The organism is Neolewinella lacunae (genome assembly GCF_014349155.1).
Lineage (GTDB): Bacteria > Bacteroidota > Bacteroidia > Chitinophagales > Saprospiraceae > Neolewinella > Neolewinella lacunae.
Window position 1 is genome coordinate 28,481 of the sequence record NZ_JACSIT010000067.1, and the last position, 15,881, is coordinate 44,361.

16 protein-coding genes are annotated in these 15,881 nt (G+C 60.7%); 6 read left to right on the top strand and 10 right to left on the bottom strand.

What is annotated here, in order from left to right; translation table 11 throughout:
* Positions 1-421 precede the first annotated feature (421 nt).
* The 5 genes from H9S92_RS04560 to H9S92_RS04580 all read right to left on the bottom strand — a co-directional run bounded on the left by H9S92_RS04560 (position 422) and on the right by H9S92_RS04580 (position 5,614).
* A complete protein-coding gene (locus H9S92_RS04560; RefSeq protein WP_187465533.1) occupies positions 422-1,153 on the bottom strand; it encodes a S24 family peptidase in 732 nt (243 codons plus the stop codon).
* 274 nt (positions 1,154-1,427) lie between these two features.
* Positions 1,428-2,174: an enoyl-CoA hydratase-related protein gene (locus H9S92_RS04565; RefSeq protein ID WP_187465534.1), complete on the bottom strand. Its 747-nt coding sequence runs from the start codon at positions 2,172-2,174 to the stop codon at positions 1,428-1,430.
* A gap of 101 nt (positions 2,175-2,275) precedes the next feature.
* Complete coding sequence (locus tag H9S92_RS04570) at positions 2,276-3,070, bottom strand: SDR family oxidoreductase (protein WP_187465535.1); 795 nt, start codon at positions 3,068-3,070, stop codon at positions 2,276-2,278.
* Entirely contained in the window at positions 3,071-4,057 is a 987-nt protein-coding gene (locus tag H9S92_RS04575) for an NAD(P)H-dependent flavin oxidoreductase (RefSeq protein WP_187465536.1), read from the bottom strand.
* Between the two features lie 24 nt (positions 4,058-4,081).
* Positions 4,082-5,614 (bottom strand): phosphotransferase, encoded by a 1,533-nt coding sequence (locus tag H9S92_RS04580; protein WP_187465537.1) that lies wholly within the window; start codon positions 5,612-5,614, stop codon positions 4,082-4,084.
* Between the two features lie 63 nt (positions 5,615-5,677).
* On the opposite strand from H9S92_RS04580, the gene H9S92_RS04585 reads away from it, so the two are divergent.
* The 3 genes from H9S92_RS04585 (at position 5,678) to H9S92_RS04595 (ending at position 8,767) form a co-directional block, all read left to right on the top strand.
* Positions 5,678-6,556, top strand: a complete 879-nt coding sequence (locus H9S92_RS04585) for an ATP-grasp domain-containing protein (RefSeq protein WP_187465538.1) — start codon at positions 5,678-5,680, stop codon at positions 6,554-6,556.
* On the top strand, positions 6,553-7,512 hold the full coding sequence (locus H9S92_RS04590) for a succinylglutamate desuccinylase/aspartoacylase family protein (protein ID WP_222935977.1): 960 nt from the start codon (positions 6,553-6,555) through the stop codon (positions 7,510-7,512). Before H9S92_RS04585 ends, H9S92_RS04590 begins: the two co-directional genes overlap by 4 nt.
* 97 nt (positions 7,513-7,609) lie before the next feature.
* Positions 7,610-8,767, top strand: a complete 1,158-nt coding sequence (locus tag H9S92_RS04595) for an HU domain-containing protein (RefSeq protein WP_187465539.1) — start codon at positions 7,610-7,612, stop codon at positions 8,765-8,767.
* Positions 8,768-8,851: 84 nt separating this feature from the next.
* On the opposite strand, the gene H9S92_RS04600 is transcribed toward H9S92_RS04595, so the two are convergent.
* The 5 genes from H9S92_RS04600 to H9S92_RS04620 all read right to left on the bottom strand — a co-directional run bounded on the left by H9S92_RS04600 (position 8,852) and on the right by H9S92_RS04620 (position 12,792).
* Positions 8,852-10,108, bottom strand: a complete 1,257-nt coding sequence (locus tag H9S92_RS04600; RefSeq protein ID WP_187465540.1) for an Ig-like domain-containing protein — start codon at positions 10,106-10,108, stop codon at positions 8,852-8,854.
* A gap of 261 nt (positions 10,109-10,369) precedes the next feature.
* Positions 10,370-11,029 carry an ATP-binding cassette domain-containing protein gene (locus H9S92_RS04605; RefSeq protein WP_187465541.1) on the bottom strand — a complete coding sequence of 220 codons (660 nt, stop codon included), beginning with the start codon at positions 11,027-11,029 and terminating at the stop codon, positions 10,370-10,372.
* A 13-nt stretch (positions 11,030-11,042) separates the two neighbouring features.
* Positions 11,043-11,318: a hypothetical protein gene (locus H9S92_RS04610; protein ID WP_187465542.1), complete on the bottom strand. Its 276-nt coding sequence runs from the start codon at positions 11,316-11,318 to the stop codon at positions 11,043-11,045.
* Between the two features lie 100 nt (positions 11,319-11,418).
* Positions 11,419-11,880 (bottom strand): hypothetical protein, encoded by a 462-nt coding sequence (locus H9S92_RS04615; RefSeq protein ID WP_187465543.1) that lies wholly within the window; start codon positions 11,878-11,880, stop codon positions 11,419-11,421.
* 102 nt (positions 11,881-11,982) lie between these two features.
* Positions 11,983-12,792, bottom strand: a complete 810-nt coding sequence (locus H9S92_RS04620; RefSeq protein WP_187465544.1) for an SUMF1/EgtB/PvdO family nonheme iron enzyme — start codon at positions 12,790-12,792, stop codon at positions 11,983-11,985.
* A 102-nt stretch (positions 12,793-12,894) separates the two neighbouring features.
* Here H9S92_RS04620 and H9S92_RS04625 point away from each other — a divergent pair, with 102 nt between their 5' ends.
* The 3 genes from H9S92_RS04625 (at position 12,895) to H9S92_RS04635 (ending at position 15,832) form a co-directional block, all read left to right on the top strand.
* Complete coding sequence (locus H9S92_RS04625) at positions 12,895-13,917, top strand: agmatine deiminase family protein (RefSeq protein WP_187465545.1); 1,023 nt, start codon at positions 12,895-12,897, stop codon at positions 13,915-13,917.
* 153 nt (positions 13,918-14,070) lie between these two features.
* Positions 14,071-15,072 (top strand): isoaspartyl peptidase/L-asparaginase family protein, encoded by a 1,002-nt coding sequence (locus H9S92_RS04630; RefSeq protein WP_187465546.1) that lies wholly within the window; start codon positions 14,071-14,073, stop codon positions 15,070-15,072.
* Between the two features lie 13 nt (positions 15,073-15,085).
* A complete protein-coding gene (locus H9S92_RS04635; protein WP_187465547.1) occupies positions 15,086-15,832 on the top strand; it encodes a copper homeostasis protein CutC in 747 nt (248 codons plus the stop codon).
* Positions 15,833-15,881 lie beyond the last annotated feature (49 nt).

Consider the following 15,881-nt stretch of genomic DNA (forward strand, 5'->3'; position numbering starts at 1 on the left):
CTGGCCAAAACCGCTGCCTGCACCGCCTGGTTTCGCATGAGCGAAAGCAGCGCCTGTACCCTGGCAGCGAAAAACCAGCAAGGTTTGGTATAGGGCATCTCCTCCATCCGGCCGCAGGCACTCCAACACAAAAACCCCCGGCGCCAGTCGGGGTGACCGGGCCGGGAGACAAAACAAAAAACAGCAGCTCTTGGGGTTCCGGGCGGCCAAGCGCGGTTCAGGGCGCAGAGGGATAGCCAGGCGTGGGAACCGCTGGAATTTTATTTAGCGCTTATTCAGGCGAATCGCGCGCCAGAACCAATAATTGTTTTGCTTACTCAATGAGCATGGCCAACCCCGGAGGGGGTCCGACCAGAATAGCCCCGGATTGAAGGATGCAAAACATCCTTCATCCGGGTTAGTATAGGCGTGCCAGAAGAGATCAGATGTCGCAAACCCGGCGTACCACCTCGTAGAGTTTGGTGCTTATTTCAACCTCTTCGATCCAGGGGTCGTGCTCCAGGTAGTTGGCGGAGATCAGTTTCAGGCCGATGATGCGACCTTTGCTATCGGAAACTTTCTGGACGTACTTGATCCAGATCTTGCCATTGCTCCGGACGGCGTAAATGCGGTTTTCCTTGATTTGCTGGATGCCCTCGATTTCCTTGCAGATGACGATGTCTCCGTTGTTGATGATGGGCTCCATGGAATTGCCCTTGATGGGGAAGGCCACGTATCCGCTGCCGGAGATGCCGGGCAGGCGGAAGAAGTCCGTCGACTCCGTAACGAAGCTGTCGCTGTCAATGGTTGCACCGGCGAATGCTTCCGTAGTGGTGAACATGATGTTCAGCGGGATGTCGGAGCCAGCCACTTCCACGGGTTCGGGAAGCTCCATACCGAAGGGGGTGCCTTCGCCTTCAAGGAGGTAGCTCTGGTTGACGTTGTACTCGTGGCAAACCCGGCGGGCCTGCTCGTAGTTGATGCAACGCTTGTCGTCATCATTGAGGAAAGCCCGTACGATGTGCCCGTAGGAGCGGTTGCTGAGGATGCGTTTGGCGAAATCTCCAAGGCCCCGACCGTTGCGGTCGTTCTTGATGATTTCCCCCCGTTCCTCTAAAATGCGAAAGACTTCCTTAAAGCGGTCGTTCAAATCGCGACGATCATCGGTAATCATGTGTGGTATCAGTTGTTTTACTGACCACAAATTAAAACATTTTACACCAGACCCACAACTTTTAACCCGAAAATCTTTAAATTTTATGTTGGATTACGGATTCCCCCTGTGAATTGGTAGTAAAAAACAAGTTGTTGGAAGAGGACACGGCCCTGCATCTGAGTGACTCGTCCTGAAATTGGTTAACACCAAATTATGTCAACTACCCGCCGGCCGGGGAGTTTTTAACTGTCAACCTAATCCAGGACGAGTCACTCCCTTACTCCCTTCCCCCTTAATCCCTTAATCCCCGCGAGAGCAGGGCTGCACTGTAGTGGGCCACGTAGGCCAGGCTTTCGGCGGTAGTGTGGCTGCGGCCGTACTGCAGTTGATGTTTGATGCCTTGCAACACCGGGGGTGATTTGGCCGCCATGCTGCTGGCAATTTCCGCGACTCCGCTGCGCAGGTTGCCTGAGTTGGAAAAAGTCCGTGTCACCAACCCCGCCACTACCGCTTCGGAGGCGTAGAATTTGCGGCCGGTCATGGCCAGTTCCGCAACCATTCCGGCAGGCAAAAAGTGTGGCAATCGCTGGAGCGTGCCAATGTCGGCGACGATGCCGAAGTCAACCTCTTTCACGATGAAATGGGCATCTTCGGTGCAGTAGATGATGTCGCAGGCACTGGCAATTGCGACCCCGCCTCCGATGCAGGCGCCTTGGATGGCGGCCAGCACCGGCTTTGGGCACTCGGCAATGGCCGTGATGCAGTCCTGAATCTCCAGGATGAAAGATTCGAGGAGCTCTTGCGTGGCCGCCCGGGTGGGTGCTGCGCGTTGCTGAAGGCTGCCCAGAACGGAGAGGTCCATCCCCGCACAAAAGTGTTTGCCCTCCCCCGCCAGAACAACGACGTGGACGGCGGGATCATCGGCCACCAGCCGGACGGCATCCCGCAGGCCCCTCCACCCAGCTTCGTCCAGGGAATTGGCGCGGTCGGGCTGGTTGAAAGTCAAAGTGGCTACGTGCTGCTGGATAGAAATGGTCATAGTGTGGGCATTTTGAGTGGGCGTCCGCAGCTCAGTTGGCTTTTCCTGGCATCCCGAACTCCTTCGGGGACTGTCGCCTGCGGCCGCGCCCGATGGATGGCTTAGCGGAACTTATCGACCAGGCGCATGCGGTTGGAATGCAGGTGGTCCATGCCATCGACGTAGAGCGTCACGCCGCTGGTGTAAGCCGAGAGCGGACTGGCCAGGAAGAGTACCGCATTGGAAACGTCTTCGATCGTGCCGTGGCGGCGCATCAGGTTGTCGTCCTTCATCTCGTCGAGGAGCTCCCGGACGGGCTCCGCGTAGGTATCCAGGCCGGAAGAAAGGATGGTGCCCGGTGCCACGCAGTTCATCCTTATATTATGAATGGCCCATTCCTGGGCGAGGCTCTTCGTCAGGTTTTCCACCGCCGCCCGCGCCGCTCCCGTGTGCGCCATCCCTGGGAAGCCCCGGTGGAGGTTGACGATGATGTTGACTACGTTGCCCGCTTGCTGGGGAATAAAGAAGCGGTTGGCCATCGTGCGGGTGACGTAAAAGGTGCCGTTGACGTTGGTGTTGATCACGGCATTCCAGCCGTTGTCGCTGAAGTAGCGGGCCAGGCTGGGGAACTGCCCTCCGGCGTTGTTGACCAGAATATCGAGCCGGCCGAAGCGGTCTGCAATCAGATCGGCCAACGCCTCCACTTCCGCACTCTGGCGGATGTCGCAGGGCTGGTGCAGGCAGGTACCCAGCCCGGAGAGGCGCTCGGCGGCCTCGGCCAGTGGCCCGGCCTTGCGGGCGCAGATAACGACGCTGGCCCCCAGGCGCAGCAGGTGTTCGGCAATGCCGTAGCCGATGCCCGAGCGGCCACCAGTGACGAGGGCAACCTGGCCCTTAAAAAGATCGGGTGCGTACATTTAGCCAACACTTTTCGGGGTGTACTGCTCCAGGCGGGCTGCCTGCTCTGCCAGGGCCTCCCGCAGCTCCGCTCCCAGCCGGGCAATCAGGTCGGCGGCGGGCAGGTTATCGTGGATGGTAGCCACCCCTTGCCCCGCACTCCAGAGGTTTTTCCAGGCTTTGGCCTCGTGTTCGGCCCCGAAATCGGCCTTGGCCTTTTGATCCCACTGCTCTTCGGTGATGCCCGCCGCACGCAGGCTGCCCACCATCCAGTTGGCCGGAATGCCCGAAACGGAGGCGGTGTAGATGATCTCGCGGGTGCCCGATTCGATGATCATCTGCTTGTAGCCTTCATCGGCTTCCGCTTCGGTGGTGGCAATGAAGCGGGTGCCGAGGTAAGCCAGGTCGGCCCCCATTTGCAGGGCACTGGCAACGTCGCGGCCGGTACTCATGGCCCCGGCCAGGAGGATGACCCCGTCAAACATCCGCCGGATTTCCGCTACGAAAGGCATGGGATTCAAGGTACCCGCGTGCCCGCCCGCGCCCGCACAAACGAGGATGAGGCCATCGACGCCGGCCGCGATCGCCTTTTGGGCGTGGTAGGTATTGGTAACGTCGTGAAACACGAGGCCGCCGTAACTGTGGACGGCATCAACGACCTCCTTGACGGCTCCCAGGGAGGTGATGATGACGGGCACCTGTTGCCGCACGATGACCTCCAGATCGGCCATCACCCGGGGGTTGGTTTTGTGGACGATCAGGTTGACGCCGTAGGGGGGCAGGGGCTGGCCGGTGCGGGCACTTTCGGCGGCGAGTTCGGTCTTAATCTCTACCAGCCACTCCTCAAATCCGGCGGTCGTGCGGTTGTTGAGGGCGGGAAAAGTACCCAGAATACCGTTTTTGCAACATTCCAGCACCAGGGCCTGGCGGGAAACGATGAACATGGGGGACGCCACGATGGGCAGGGAGAGGTGCAGGCGCTCCAGAATTTGCTGTCGACGATTCATGCCGCCAAGGTAGCGAAAATTCGCTTAAATTGCGTTGGCGACCATCAGTAATCCATTCAGGGGAATGGGCAGCCAGCTGGGGCGGCTGTTGAGTTCGTAGGCGACCTCGTAGATGGCTTTTTCGAGAATGAACAGCTCAAGCAACAGCTGGCGATCCTCGGCGGCGGCGGGCAGGAAGGGGGCGCTGCCGCAGGTGCCATAGTAAGCTTCCAGAAAGGCAGTGGACGTCGCCTGGAACCAGGCTTCGGCCCGGGGGACGAGGCTTTCGGCGCGGGCCTCAGCGGCGTAGGCGGCGTTGAGGAGCAGCTCACCGCGGGCAGCGTAGTGAAATGACCGCACCATGCCCGCCACGTCCTTGAGTGCGGGGCGTTTGCGGCGGCGTTCGGGGATGGTCAGCAGGGGTTCGCCCTCGAAGTCGATGATACAAAAGTCGTCTTCGGTAACCAAAACCTGCCCGAGGTGGTAATCGCCGTGGATGCGGATCAGGTCGAGCGCCATGTCTGCATTATCCAGGGCAGCAAGTTTTTGGGCCAGGTCGGATTCCATCTCCAGCACCCGTTGAGCGAGGGAGGCCTGGGCGGGGGGCAGGCCGGGGAGTTTGGCGCGAAGTTCCTCGATCTGGCGGGCCAGGAGTTTGGTGGCGGCGGCGGTAATTTCGTGGCGGTATTCAACCGACATGGCTTCCGGGGTGATCATTGCACCTGCGTCCGCGCCCAGCGCCGCAGGCAACAGTCCGGCCAGACCGAGGTGCATCTCGGCGGTGCGCTGGCCCAGGAGGCTGGCCCGTTCCAGCGTTTCGGCGTCTACCGGTCCGGTGCCCGCGTAGTAGCGCCCGGCGCGCTCCAGGAAGAAGTCCCAGGCTTCTGCGCGGTTATCGATTTTGCCCGTCAGCAGGCCGAGGTTGAGGTAATTAGGGTCGGTGACTTTTCCTACGCCCAGGCTGCCGGCGTAGGTCGGGCAGTGTTGAAAACCCGCCCGTTCGGAGAGGTAGCGCACCAGCTCCAGATCGGGATTGAGGCCGGGGTCGAGCTTGCGGAAAAGCTTGAAGAAAAAGCGGTCGTGGTAGACGATGGCCGTGTTGCTGGTATTGATGGCGGGCACGACGCTATCGGCCTGGGCCGGGGCGGTGCGCATCACTTTTCCCGCTTCGCAGGCAAGTCCGTCCGCCTGCGTCTCGCCGGCCCGCAGCAGGGCGTAGAGCGCGGCGCGGAACTGCGGCAGTGGAACGGCATCGACGATGAAGGGGCCACCGGGAACCCGCAGCAAGACCGAATTTTCGTTTTCCTTGAGGTAGCGCCGTTGGTCTTCGGTGTGAAGCAATTGCGCCAGGGGCATCTGAAACAACTCCGTGCTCTCGTTGCTGAAGTGTACCTGGACGATGGCCAGGACCGCATCCTCCGTCACGCGGTAACTCTGGACGACCCGGCACTGCGCAATGACTTTCCCCTTGCTGGTGAACCACCGCTGGCGGGCCAGGAATTCGGGTAAAGCTTCGAGGAGGGCATAAGTGAAACGGGGTTGGGCGAAGCGGTCTTTAAGTGGTACGGAGGCCTGCATTGGGGAGATAATTTTTAACTTCAACGTAATAAAGGCATCTTTGCTGACTCCAAGCGATAAAGCATGCGGATCAGCGTTTTTTCCCGTGGCCCTAACCTCTACAGCACCAGCCGGATTGTCGCTGAAGGCCGCAAAAGAGGGCACCGGATGGAAGTGGTAGACCACGCCTACTGCAGCCCTTCCCTCTACGGGGTAAAGACCGCGCTGCTGGTTGACGGGCGGCCCCTACAACTGCCCAAGGTAGCCATTCCGCGCATTGGTGCCAACATTACCCACCGCGGGGCGGCCATTATCCGGCAGCTCGACGTTCTGGGCGTTCCCCATACCCTATCCGCCGATGCCCTGCTGCTGGCCCGCGATAAAATGGGGTGCCTCCAGACGCTGGCCCGCCACGACTTGCCCGTTCCCCGCACCATCCTGTGCTTCACCCTCCGCGAAGCGCGCATTGCCGCCCTTGGCATGGGGAAATGGCCGGTGGTGGTCAAACTCCTCGAAAGCACCCACGGCGTAGGCGTTGCCCTGGCCAAAAGCCTCTTTGAACTGGAGCAAATCTCCGAAGGCTTTTTGCAGTTCCAGGACCGGATCATCGTCCAGGAGTTCATCGGCGAAAGCAAGGGTTGCGACATCCGGGCCTTCGTCGTGGGCGACCGCATCGTGGCGGCCATGGAGCGCAGGGCAGTGGATGGTGAGTTTCGGGCCAATATCCACCGGGGGGCTACGGCGCGGGCCGTCCACCTCAGCGCCGAAGACGAAGCACTCTGCCTGCGCGCGGCGGCCGTGATCGGGGTAGAAATTGCCGGGGTCGACCTGATCCCCAGCCACCAGGGCCACCTGCTAATGGAAGTCAATGCCAGCCCCGGGCTGGAAGGGATTGAGGCGGCAACGCGCATTGACATTGCCGGAGAAATCATTGAGTACGCCGTAAAAAAAGCCAAAGCATGAGTGATATCCATCCCATTGCCATCGCCGATGGTGAGTTCTACCCCGGCCAATCGGGCACCGTGGAAGTGGTGGCCGGACAGTTGCCGAGCGGCAACCCGGTGCAGATCAAGGCCCACGTCTTCCGCGCCTACCAGCCCGGGCCAACGGTTCTTTTTCTCGGCGGCGTTCACGGCGATGAAATCAATGGGGTGGAGATCATCCGCCGCTGCCTGCGGGGAGGCATTTTCAAGCGACTGGAAACGGGGACGGTCATTGCCATCCCTTTGCTCAACATTTACGGTTTCAACAATTTCAGCCGCGACGTGCCCGATGGCAAGGACGTTAACCGCAGCTTTCCCGGCACCAAATCCGGCTCCCTGGCCAGCCGCATTGCCCACGGGCTGAGCCACAACATCCTTACCCACGTCAATTTGGCCGTCGATTTCCACACCGGCGGGCGGGGGACCTACAATTATCCCCAGATCCGCTACAACGCTGAAGACCTCCGTGCCGCCGAGGCCGCCGAAGCCTTCGCACCGCCCCTGATTTTTGCCAACAAGGCCCCGGCCAAATCCCTGCGCCGCCACGCGCTGAAAATCCTGAACGTCCCCGTACTCACCTTCGAGGGTGGGGAAAACCTGCGCTACGATGCACACAGCATTGATGTGGGCGTTTCCGGCATCGCTCGCCTGCTCCACCAGCAGGGAATGCTGACCAAAAAACCGCCCGCACCGGATAGAACACCCGTCCGCATTACCCAGAGCACCTGGATCCGCGCCAGCCGCGCCGGGTTGTTTCAGTGGACCAAACGCAGTGGCTTTGCCGTCCGCAAAGGCGAAGCCATTGGCATCATCTCCGACCCCCAGGTAGGCCGTCTCGATAAACGCATCTACGCCCCCCGCGATGGCTTCCTCATTGGCCACGCCAACGCCGCCGTGGTGAGCCAGGGCGACGCCCTGTTCCACATCGGAGAATAGAGGCAGGCCTGCCTTCCACGGCAGATGGTGTCCACAAAAAAAGCGGGTTTTGGGCCACTGTGCTGATTCCCAACCCGCACTTTGCTAAATTTGCCGCATGTCATCCCGCATCACCACCGTCGTCCGCAACATCCTCATGGAGGAAGATCAGGTCTGCCTCCCCGGGCTCGGCACCCTGCGCCTGAGCCCCCAGCCCGCCATGATCAGCCAGATCGAGGGCAAGGCGCTGCCGCCATCGGAACGGGTAAATTTCAACGCCAACCTGGTATTAGACGACGGCCGGCTGCAACGGGGCCTGAGCGAAGCCCTGGGAATTTCACTGGCGGCCGCGGGCACGGAACTGGAGCAGTTTCTCCGCGATGTCCGCGAAAGTCTGGACGCGGGCCGTTCGGTCACCCTGGAAGGCGTGGGACGGCTGTTTAAGCACTTTGACGGGCAATTGCGTTTCACGGCGGCGGGAGAAAATTTCAGCAAAGAAAATTTTGGTTTGCCTGCCATCGAGTTGAAGCCCATCGTCCGTTCCGAAAAACAACGGCGCGCGGCGGTAGACCCCATGCTGGCCGGCAACGAAGCGCCCCCGCCCCGCGCCGTACGTAGTCTGGGCAGTAAGCTCGCCGCAAAAATGCCACGGCTGGCAGACGTGCTCTACCACCCCGAGTTGCGGAAATACCTGTGGTACGCAGTGGGCATCATCGGTGTCTTCGGCCTGCTGTGGATCCTTTTCATGCTGGGCAGGATCATTGCCAATACCCAGACGGAAAAACCCCGCGAGCCCGTCGCCCGGGTCGAACCCGCGCCCCCGCCCCCGATCGAAGATCCCATCGTCGCCAACCCACCCCTTACCACACCCGCCCGCGAGGTGGCCCCGGATGCCCCCCCCCGGCTCTCCGACCCGGAACCCAGCCCCGCAGCAAGCCCGGAACGTCCTGCTGCTGACAACAGTCCAGCCCCCACCGAGCCCAGCCCGGCAACCCCGGAACCAGCGCGGACCGCACCGGCCACGGGAAGCGGAGACAATGTTGCCCTGATCGCCACGGGGCTCTACGGCAGCCGGAGCAACGTCGCCAAAAACCTCCGCCGCATCGAAGCGGCTGGCTACGATTCTTTTTCCCGGCAGGAAGGGACAAACACGCGCATCGGGGTACGGCTCACCTTCCGCACCGAAGCCGAAAAACAGGCGGCACTGGCCAATATCCGCCGCAAATTTTCCGAAGACGCCTTCGTTTTTGAACTGAATGGCCAGGCGGTACAGTAATGGGCGCGGTCGCAGGTGCAGGGAAAGGATTAAAGGGGGAAGGGATTAAAGGGGGAAAGGAATTGGGCAGGTGGCAAATCCTCCTCACGATCCCGTCGTAAATTCAATCAGGTAGGGCTTCAGGCGCACGCCGCTCTCCAGGCGGAAGTTGTTGGAGATCAACAGTTGGTAGCGCCGCTTTGGCTCCAGGTCCACCTCAAAAGTCCAGTTTTTGTTGTCGGCGGACCATGTTCGGTTGGGGCTGATGCGTGGACAATGTTCTTCGCCAAGCGGACCAAAGTCCAAGCCGGTGTTGTATCCATTGAGGGGCTCGGAGAAGGTGAGGGTGATTTGCACCCGGCCGGGGCTGATGCCCTTCGCGCCGTTTCGGAAAGGGTCCATGGAGACGACCGTCGGCCGCTGCTTTTCGTAGGCCCGGTTGAGCTTGCGCAGCGGGGCAGGTAGCAGCCGCGTGCCGTCCACGAGGCGCTCAACGGCCGCTTCGTCGTGGAAGTCGAGTTCGATGAGCTCGCGGATGGCCCGCTGGGGGTCTTTGGCGGCCTGGTAGTGGCGCTCGGCAATCTCGTAGCCAATGTAGTAACCCAGGTCCCGCGTTTTCAGGGCGTTCCGGTTTTCGCCCCACATCCAGTCGTAGTTGTTGCTCATCAAAAAGAGGTCTTTGACGAATTGCCGGACGACTTCTTCCTGCCTGGCCTTGCCAATGGCGATGGCTGGTGAATTCGAGGGCATACCGGTGGCGGTGCAGGAAACGAATTCCGCGATGCCCTCATAAAGGCACATGGAAAGAAGGTTTTCCACCAACTCGTTTTGCTGGGTGTGCACATATTCGTGGGTGCAGAGCAGGGCGATGTTTTTCAGGGGTTCGTATTCCCGGAAGAAGGGTTGCCGCCAGGCGGGAAGTTCCGTGATGACGGTAGCATCGTCGGCCAACGCCAATTCACTGCCAATCATGACCATGTCCTTAGTCGCGGTCCCGTTGGTCCGGAAAACACCAACCGCAAAGTAAATGGGCACTGGCCGCAGTGCGGGATAAAGCTGCCGCAGGCGGTCCAGAGCGGCTTCAATGGCGGGGTAGCTGGCCTGCACCGCCGTGGTGTTGCTCCGCACCGACCGCCAGAACTCCGGATAGTCATTGATCGCGTGCAGGTATTCCGTGGGGGTGTAGTTGCGTGCCTCCTGAAGGGCCACCAGCCCCGGCGTGGCTTTCGCCAGGTAGTACTGCTGGAGCAGTGCCAGTTGCTGAACGGTGTCTGGCGTGGCCGTGATTTTGTCGTAGGCCTCCCAGAAATGCACTACGTCAGTAGCCACACAAGGCTGGGCGTGCAGGAAAGTGCCCAACAATACAGTGCAAAGTAAACAGCAGCGGCAAAAGGTCATGTGTGGGTAAGTTCATTAGTGGATTGGAGCGTAAACGCTTCAAGGACGACTGGCATTGCCCCTTAATGTGCCGTCATTGATAGGCGGATGCTCCAACAGGATTTGGAGAAAAGCCGAAAATTTCCTGCTGGAGCGATTTTACTACTTGCGTGGCATATTCTGATATTGCGGGCGCGGCCGCAGGTGCCGGGAAAGCATTGAAGGAGCGGTGCAAGGGCCGGGCCCTCAGCGCCCCAGGTAGCCCAGCCGCTTCAGGTCCGCCCGGCCGGCAACGGGAACGAGGCCGCCGTCTTGCAGCAGGTAGCTGCGGTCGGCAATTTGCAAGACGTCGTCGTAGTAATGGTCGGAAAGAAGAATGCCCTTCACTTTTTTGCTTTCCGCCAACAGCGTTTTGATCAGGTCCTTACACAAGGGGTCGATCATGGTAAAGGGTTCATCGAGCAACAAAAAAGGATGATCCAGTTGGCATAAGATCAAAATACCCAGGTACTTACGTTCTCCCACCGATAAATCATGGAGCTTGCGATGCGCGAAATGCTCCACCAGCGGTGCGTAAAAGATGCGGTCGAGCTTTTCGCCATCGCTAAAGAGCAGCGGCAGCAGGGCCCGGGTCGTAATGCCGGTAGGAAGGTATTCCTGCTGTGGCAAATACGCCACCTTCCCGGCCGGAATCAGCTCCCGCTGCGCCCACCTCTCGCCGTCGATGCGCAGTTGCGCGGCGGGGGCTCGGACCGTTCCGAAAATGATCTTCAGTAAAGTCGATTTACCCGAACCGTTCCGGCCAAACAGCCCGACAATTTCTCCACGCCTCAATTGCAGGGATGCGTCTTGCAGCACCGTCCTGGCACCGAAAGCAATCGTGACCTGGTCTACTTGCAGTTCCATTCGGGCAAAGGGTTTAGGAAAGAATCAGGTACAGCAGCAAAGCGGTCGCTCCCGCTACGCCATTGACCAGGCTCATCGTCAGGAACAGGAAGCGTTTGGTATAGCCCAGGTTAAAATACAGGCTGTACTGCTCCCCTTTCAGATAGCCGAAGCAGAGGAAGCCCACCAGATTGCCCAGCGTGGCACACAAGATGAGTGCCCAGACAAAGCCAGACAGTAAGTACACTACGATCCCAAAAAGCAGGTTGAAGAAGGTGCAGTCGAAGTAATACTTCCAGAAGATCGTCATCGGGCCAGGGCTTTAGGTTACCCAAAATACGGGACGGGAGGCGAATGTCCACAGTCCCGCACCAACTTTTCCAAGACACTGCCCTTCCACCAAACGCTGCCTACACCAGGCCAGTTACCTCAAAGCTTGCATCGTTCAGGGTGAAAGCATCGCCGACCACCTTGCCGTTCATGGCCCGACCGATGGGAGACTCAAGGGAAGTACAAAAAACGGTGGTTCCATCAATGACGCACTTACCGATCCCGATGGCCAGGAAGTAGAGCCCGCGGTTGGTGGCCACGAGGCTGCCAGCCACGATTTTCTCCGAAGGCGGCCGCCCCTCAATTACGTCGAGGATTTGCCGGACTTTCAGGTTCTCCGCCAGCTGGGTGGCCAGCTTATCTTCTTCCATCTGCATCAGGGCAATGCCTGGCTCAAATTCTTCGGGGGAGGAAGACTTCGTCTCGTTGGCGCGGGCCTCGTCGATATTGGCCATGGAAGACCGAATCGCGTCAATTACCCGGTCCACGTGCGCACGGCAGTGGGCAATCAGCTTTGCTTTAAGTTGGAGACTTTCTTCCATGTTAATGTAGATTTTGGGGAATAACACTTTAAGGGCGCGCAAAGATATTATCCCCCGGCGTCATGGCTTGGTTTTTCGTTGGGGGCAGCGGGGAGCGCTCCCCTACTCCACCGCCATTACGCAGCGAAAGCCCAGGTGGTTCAGTCCGCTATCCGCCGGAGTATACTGCCGCTGCTTCAGGTTAAAGCCCGTGCAGTAGGAAGTACTGCACAAAAAGGACCCACCTTTGATGACCGATTCCTGGGTCTCCGTGCGGAGGGTGGAGGTCCACTCCCATACGTTTCCGGACATGTCGTAGAGACCATTGCCCGCCGCAGCAAAGGAACGCACGGGGGCGATGCCGGGGAAACCGTCCAGTACCTGGTCTTCGTAGGGAAACGGCCCTTGCCACCAGTTGCCGGGGTACTTCCCGGCCGGGACCATCTCCTTTCCCCAGGGATATTCCGCAAACTGACCCGACTGGGAGGCGGCCCACACCCATTCCGCTTCGGTGGGCAGGCGCTTACCCGCCCACGTGGCGTAGGCCCTGGCGTCGCGCAGGCTGACTTGCGTGACGGGTTCGGCGGCGCGGGCGGCCGAATCCGCCGGGCCGCGGGGGTGCCGCCAATCCGCCCCATCCACGGGCAGCCAGGCCAGGGAATCGAGGTGAAAAACGCCCGACCAGCCGAATTCTTCGGCTTCGGTGATGTATTCAGTAGCTTCGACGAAGGTGGCAAAGTCTGCCGTGGTTACCTCCGTAGCGTCCATAAAAAAGGCCGGGACTTCGCTATTGCCGGGAATGTAGACCATGCCGGGGGGGGCGTCCGGCGCTGGCTCGGCCTCCTTTGCCGTACACGAAAACACTGCACCTGCGGCCGCGCCCATAAAAAGCGTGGCCCAAATGGCTGACCGAAAAGGGAAAGAAATAAGCATGCCACGAAGGTACTGCGACCGCTCCCTTCGGCCAAAAGCACTTCGCGCCGCCTACGACCGGCCCGCGCCCTATCTTTGCCCCCCGAAACAGCCACCTCGCCAATGCGCCTGCCCGCCGAATGGGAACCCCAGCAACTCGTGCTTTTTTCCTTCCCCCGCCGTGATGGCGACTGGGGCGACCAACTCGACGCCGCCTCCCGCGCGATGGTGGCCGCCGCCAACGCCGTACACGCCGTCACGCCCGTCCTCATGGTGGTGGGCGACGCAGAACACTTCGCCCGGTATGCTGCCGACTTCCAGGGCCAGCACCTGGAGTTGCCCACCGACGATTGCTGGATCCGCGACTCCGGACCCATCACCGTCTTCGATGCAGCAGGCAAACCGCGGCTGCTCGACTTTACGTTCAACGGCTGGGGCGGCAAGTTCAACGCCGAGCGCGATAACGCCCTGCCACAACGCCTCCACGCCGCGCTGTTCCCCACGGCCGGTTACGAGCGGGTGGACCTCGTCCTGGAGGGTGGGGCCATCGAATCGGACGGCATGGGGACGATGCTGACCACCACCACCTGCCTGTTCAGCGCCGGCCGCAATGACTGGGACGACCCCGAGGAGGCCGACCCCATCCTCCAAAAGTACTTCGGCAAAAAGACCGACATCTACTGGCTTACCGACGGTGAACTGGTGGGCGACGACACCGACGCCCACGTCGATACCCTCGCCCGCTTTCTCGATGACCGCACGATTGCCTACACCAGTTGCCAGGACAAAAACGACGAGCACTATCCTTCCCTGAAGGAAATGTGGGAAGACCTGAAATTCCTCATCACGCCCCACAACAAGGCCTACAAGCTCATCGCCCTGCCCATTCCGCCGCCCGTGTACGCCGCCGACGGCCACCGCCTGCCCGCCACTTACGCCAATTTCCTGATCAGTAACGGCACGCTTTTCCTGCCCACCTACTTCGACGCCGAAGCCGACGATCACCCCGGCAAAGCAGCCGATGCCGCCGCGATTAAAGCCCTGGAAAAATACGGCAAATACCGCGTGATACCCGTGGACTGCCGGGCCTTCATCGAACAGCACGGCTCGCTCCACTGCCTGACGATGCAGATTCCGGCGTTTTAGTCAGTTCGGTAGCTCGGAGGCAATCTGGGCTTCCTTGGTGGGAGAGGCCGGACAAAAAAGCGGCTGGAATATCGTGCCGTAATTGCTACTTTGCGTGCTACTTTCACCCGCCCCGGCAGCTTCGGTGGCAGTTCTTTTTTTTAATTGCTGGTTATGCGTCCTACCCGCCGATCTTTTTTGCGCCGTTTGCCCGCTGCCCTGGCGGCGGGACCATTGCTTAGTGCCTGCGCGACCGAGGAGGTGGTGCAGGAGGTGGCTACCCCGCCCATCCGTCCGGTAGTCATTGCCACCTGGCAACACGGGCAGGCGGCCAACGCCCGCGCCTGGGAGATCCTCTCCGCCGGCGGCAGCGCCCTCGACGCCGCGGAGGCGGGCGTGATGGTTACCGAAGCCGACCCGGAAGTGCACACCGTAGGCCGCGGGTCTTTCCCCGACCGCGATGGCACGATCACGCTGGACGCCTGCATCATGAATGCCGAAGGCAACTGCGGAAGCGTGGCAGCGCTGCAAGACATCCTGCACCCCGTCAGCGTCGCCCGGATGGTCATGGAAAAGACGCCGCACGTGATGCTCGTCGGCCAGGGGGCCAAAGATTTCGCCCTGGCCCAGGGCATGGAAGAAACGGACTTGATGACCGACTTCAGCCGCGACGAATGGGCCAAGTGGAAGCAGGGGAACCCCGATTACCGCCCCCGGATCAACATCGAGAACCACGACACCATCGGCCTGCTCACTCTCGATAGCAACGGCGACCTGGCCGGGGCCTGCACCACCAGCGGCGCGGCATTTAAGTACCACGGCCGCGTGGGCGACTCGCCCATCATTGGTGCCGGGCTTTACGTAGACAATGAAATTGGCGGAGCCACGGCCACGGGCTGGGGCGAGGCCGTCATCCGCGCCTGCGGCTGCTTTTTGGTCGTGGAGTTCATGCGCCAGGGCCACAGTCCTACTGAGGCTTGCCGGCTGGCCGTGGAGCGCGTGATCAGTAAAAACCCCGACTGGAAAGACATCCAGGTGGGCTTCATTGCCCTCAATAAGCGGGGGGAGACGGGAGGCTATTGCATTCAATCGGGCTTCGACTATGCGGTGCAGTCGCCCGCGCTGGCCAACGAAATGTTTGCACCGGATTTTAAAATTGAGGCCCCGCAGGGCTGATGAGGTTTCGCGTATGCTCTTCGAAGTTTGTCTGCAATCCGTTGACGATGCCATTGCCGCCGAGCGCGGGGGAGCCCAGCGGGTAGAGCTTTGTGCCGCGCTGGTGGAGGGCGGCATCACCCCCAGCCTGGGGACCATCCGGGCCTGCAGGGCGGCCATCGACATCGACCTGATGGTGATGATCCGGCCGCGGGGAGGGGATTTTGACTACACGGCCCGGGAGCTCGAAGCGATGGCGCTGGACATCGAGCAGTGCCGGCAAATCGGCGTAACGGGCGTCGTTTTCGGGGTCTTGAACGTGGACGGCACCATTGCGCGGCCGCAGGTGCAAAGTTTGGTCGGGCAAGCCAGCGGGCTCTCCGTCACCTTCCACCGCGCCTTCGATGTTTGTTCCGACCCCGCCAGCGCCCTCGAAGCATTGATCGGGTTGGGCGTAGACCGCGTACTTACCTCCGGGCAGGCGGCTACCGTCCCGGAAGGCAAAGGGCAAATCCGCCAGCTCGTTGAGCAGGCCGCAGGGCGTATCGGCATTTTGCCTGGCTGTGGCATCACGCCCGAGAACGTGGCGGAACTGGTGGACTACCTGGGCGTCGGGGAGTTTCACGCTACGGCCTTTGGCACCCGGCACTCGGCCATGCGCCACCAGAATCCGGCCGTATACATGGGCATCCCCGGCCTGCCCGAGTACGAGCGGCAGGTAACCTCGGAAAGCGAGGTACGGCGTTTTTTGGCGGCCGTATCCCGGGCCCGCCGGGGGTAATTCCCCTGCTTCGTATCCCCCGACCAGGCACCTGCGGCCGCGCCCCGCA

What these genes read in the sequence shown, in the direction of transcription:
- H9S92_RS04580 (WP_187465537.1), bottom strand. Translation starts at nt 5,614, where the DNA reads ATGCAGGCCTCCGTACCACTTAAAGACCGCTTCGCCCAACCCCGTTTC.
- H9S92_RS04585 (WP_187465538.1), top strand. Translation starts at nt 5,678, where the DNA reads ATGCGGATCAGCGTTTTTTCCCGTGGCCCTAACCTCTACAGCACCAGC.
- H9S92_RS04590 (WP_222935977.1), top strand. Translation starts at nt 6,553, where the DNA reads ATGAGTGATATCCATCCCATTGCCATCGCCGATGGTGAGTTCTACCCC.
- H9S92_RS04630 (WP_187465546.1), top strand. Translation starts at nt 14,071, where the DNA reads ATGCGTCCTACCCGCCGATCTTTTTTGCGCCGTTTGCCCGCTGCCCTG.
- H9S92_RS04635 (WP_187465547.1), top strand. Translation starts at nt 15,086, where the DNA reads ATGCTCTTCGAAGTTTGTCTGCAATCCGTTGACGATGCCATTGCCGCC.
- H9S92_RS04565 (WP_187465534.1), bottom strand. Translation starts at nt 2,174, where the DNA reads ATGACCATTTCTATCCAGCAGCACGTAGCCACTTTGACTTTCAACCAG.
- H9S92_RS04570 (WP_187465535.1), bottom strand. Translation starts at nt 3,070, where the DNA reads ATGTACGCACCCGATCTTTTTAAGGGCCAGGTTGCCCTCGTCACTGGT.
- H9S92_RS04610 (WP_187465542.1), bottom strand. Translation starts at nt 11,318, where the DNA reads ATGACGATCTTCTGGAAGTATTACTTCGACTGCACCTTCTTCAACCTG.
- H9S92_RS04620 (WP_187465544.1), bottom strand. Translation starts at nt 12,792, where the DNA reads ATGCTTATTTCTTTCCCTTTTCGGTCAGCCATTTGGGCCACGCTTTTT.
- H9S92_RS04595 (WP_187465539.1), top strand. Translation starts at nt 7,610, where the DNA reads ATGTCATCCCGCATCACCACCGTCGTCCGCAACATCCTCATGGAGGAA.
- H9S92_RS04575 (WP_187465536.1), bottom strand. Translation starts at nt 4,057, where the DNA reads ATGAATCGTCGACAGCAAATTCTGGAGCGCCTGCACCTCTCCCTGCCC.
- H9S92_RS04625 (WP_187465545.1), top strand. Translation starts at nt 12,895, where the DNA reads ATGCGCCTGCCCGCCGAATGGGAACCCCAGCAACTCGTGCTTTTTTCC.
- H9S92_RS04605 (WP_187465541.1), bottom strand. Translation starts at nt 11,029, where the DNA reads ATGGAACTGCAAGTAGACCAGGTCACGATTGCTTTCGGTGCCAGGACG.
- H9S92_RS04615 (WP_187465543.1), bottom strand. Translation starts at nt 11,880, where the DNA reads ATGGAAGAAAGTCTCCAACTTAAAGCAAAGCTGATTGCCCACTGCCGT.
- H9S92_RS04560 (WP_187465533.1), bottom strand. Translation starts at nt 1,153, where the DNA reads ATGATTACCGATGATCGTCGCGATTTGAACGACCGCTTTAAGGAAGTC.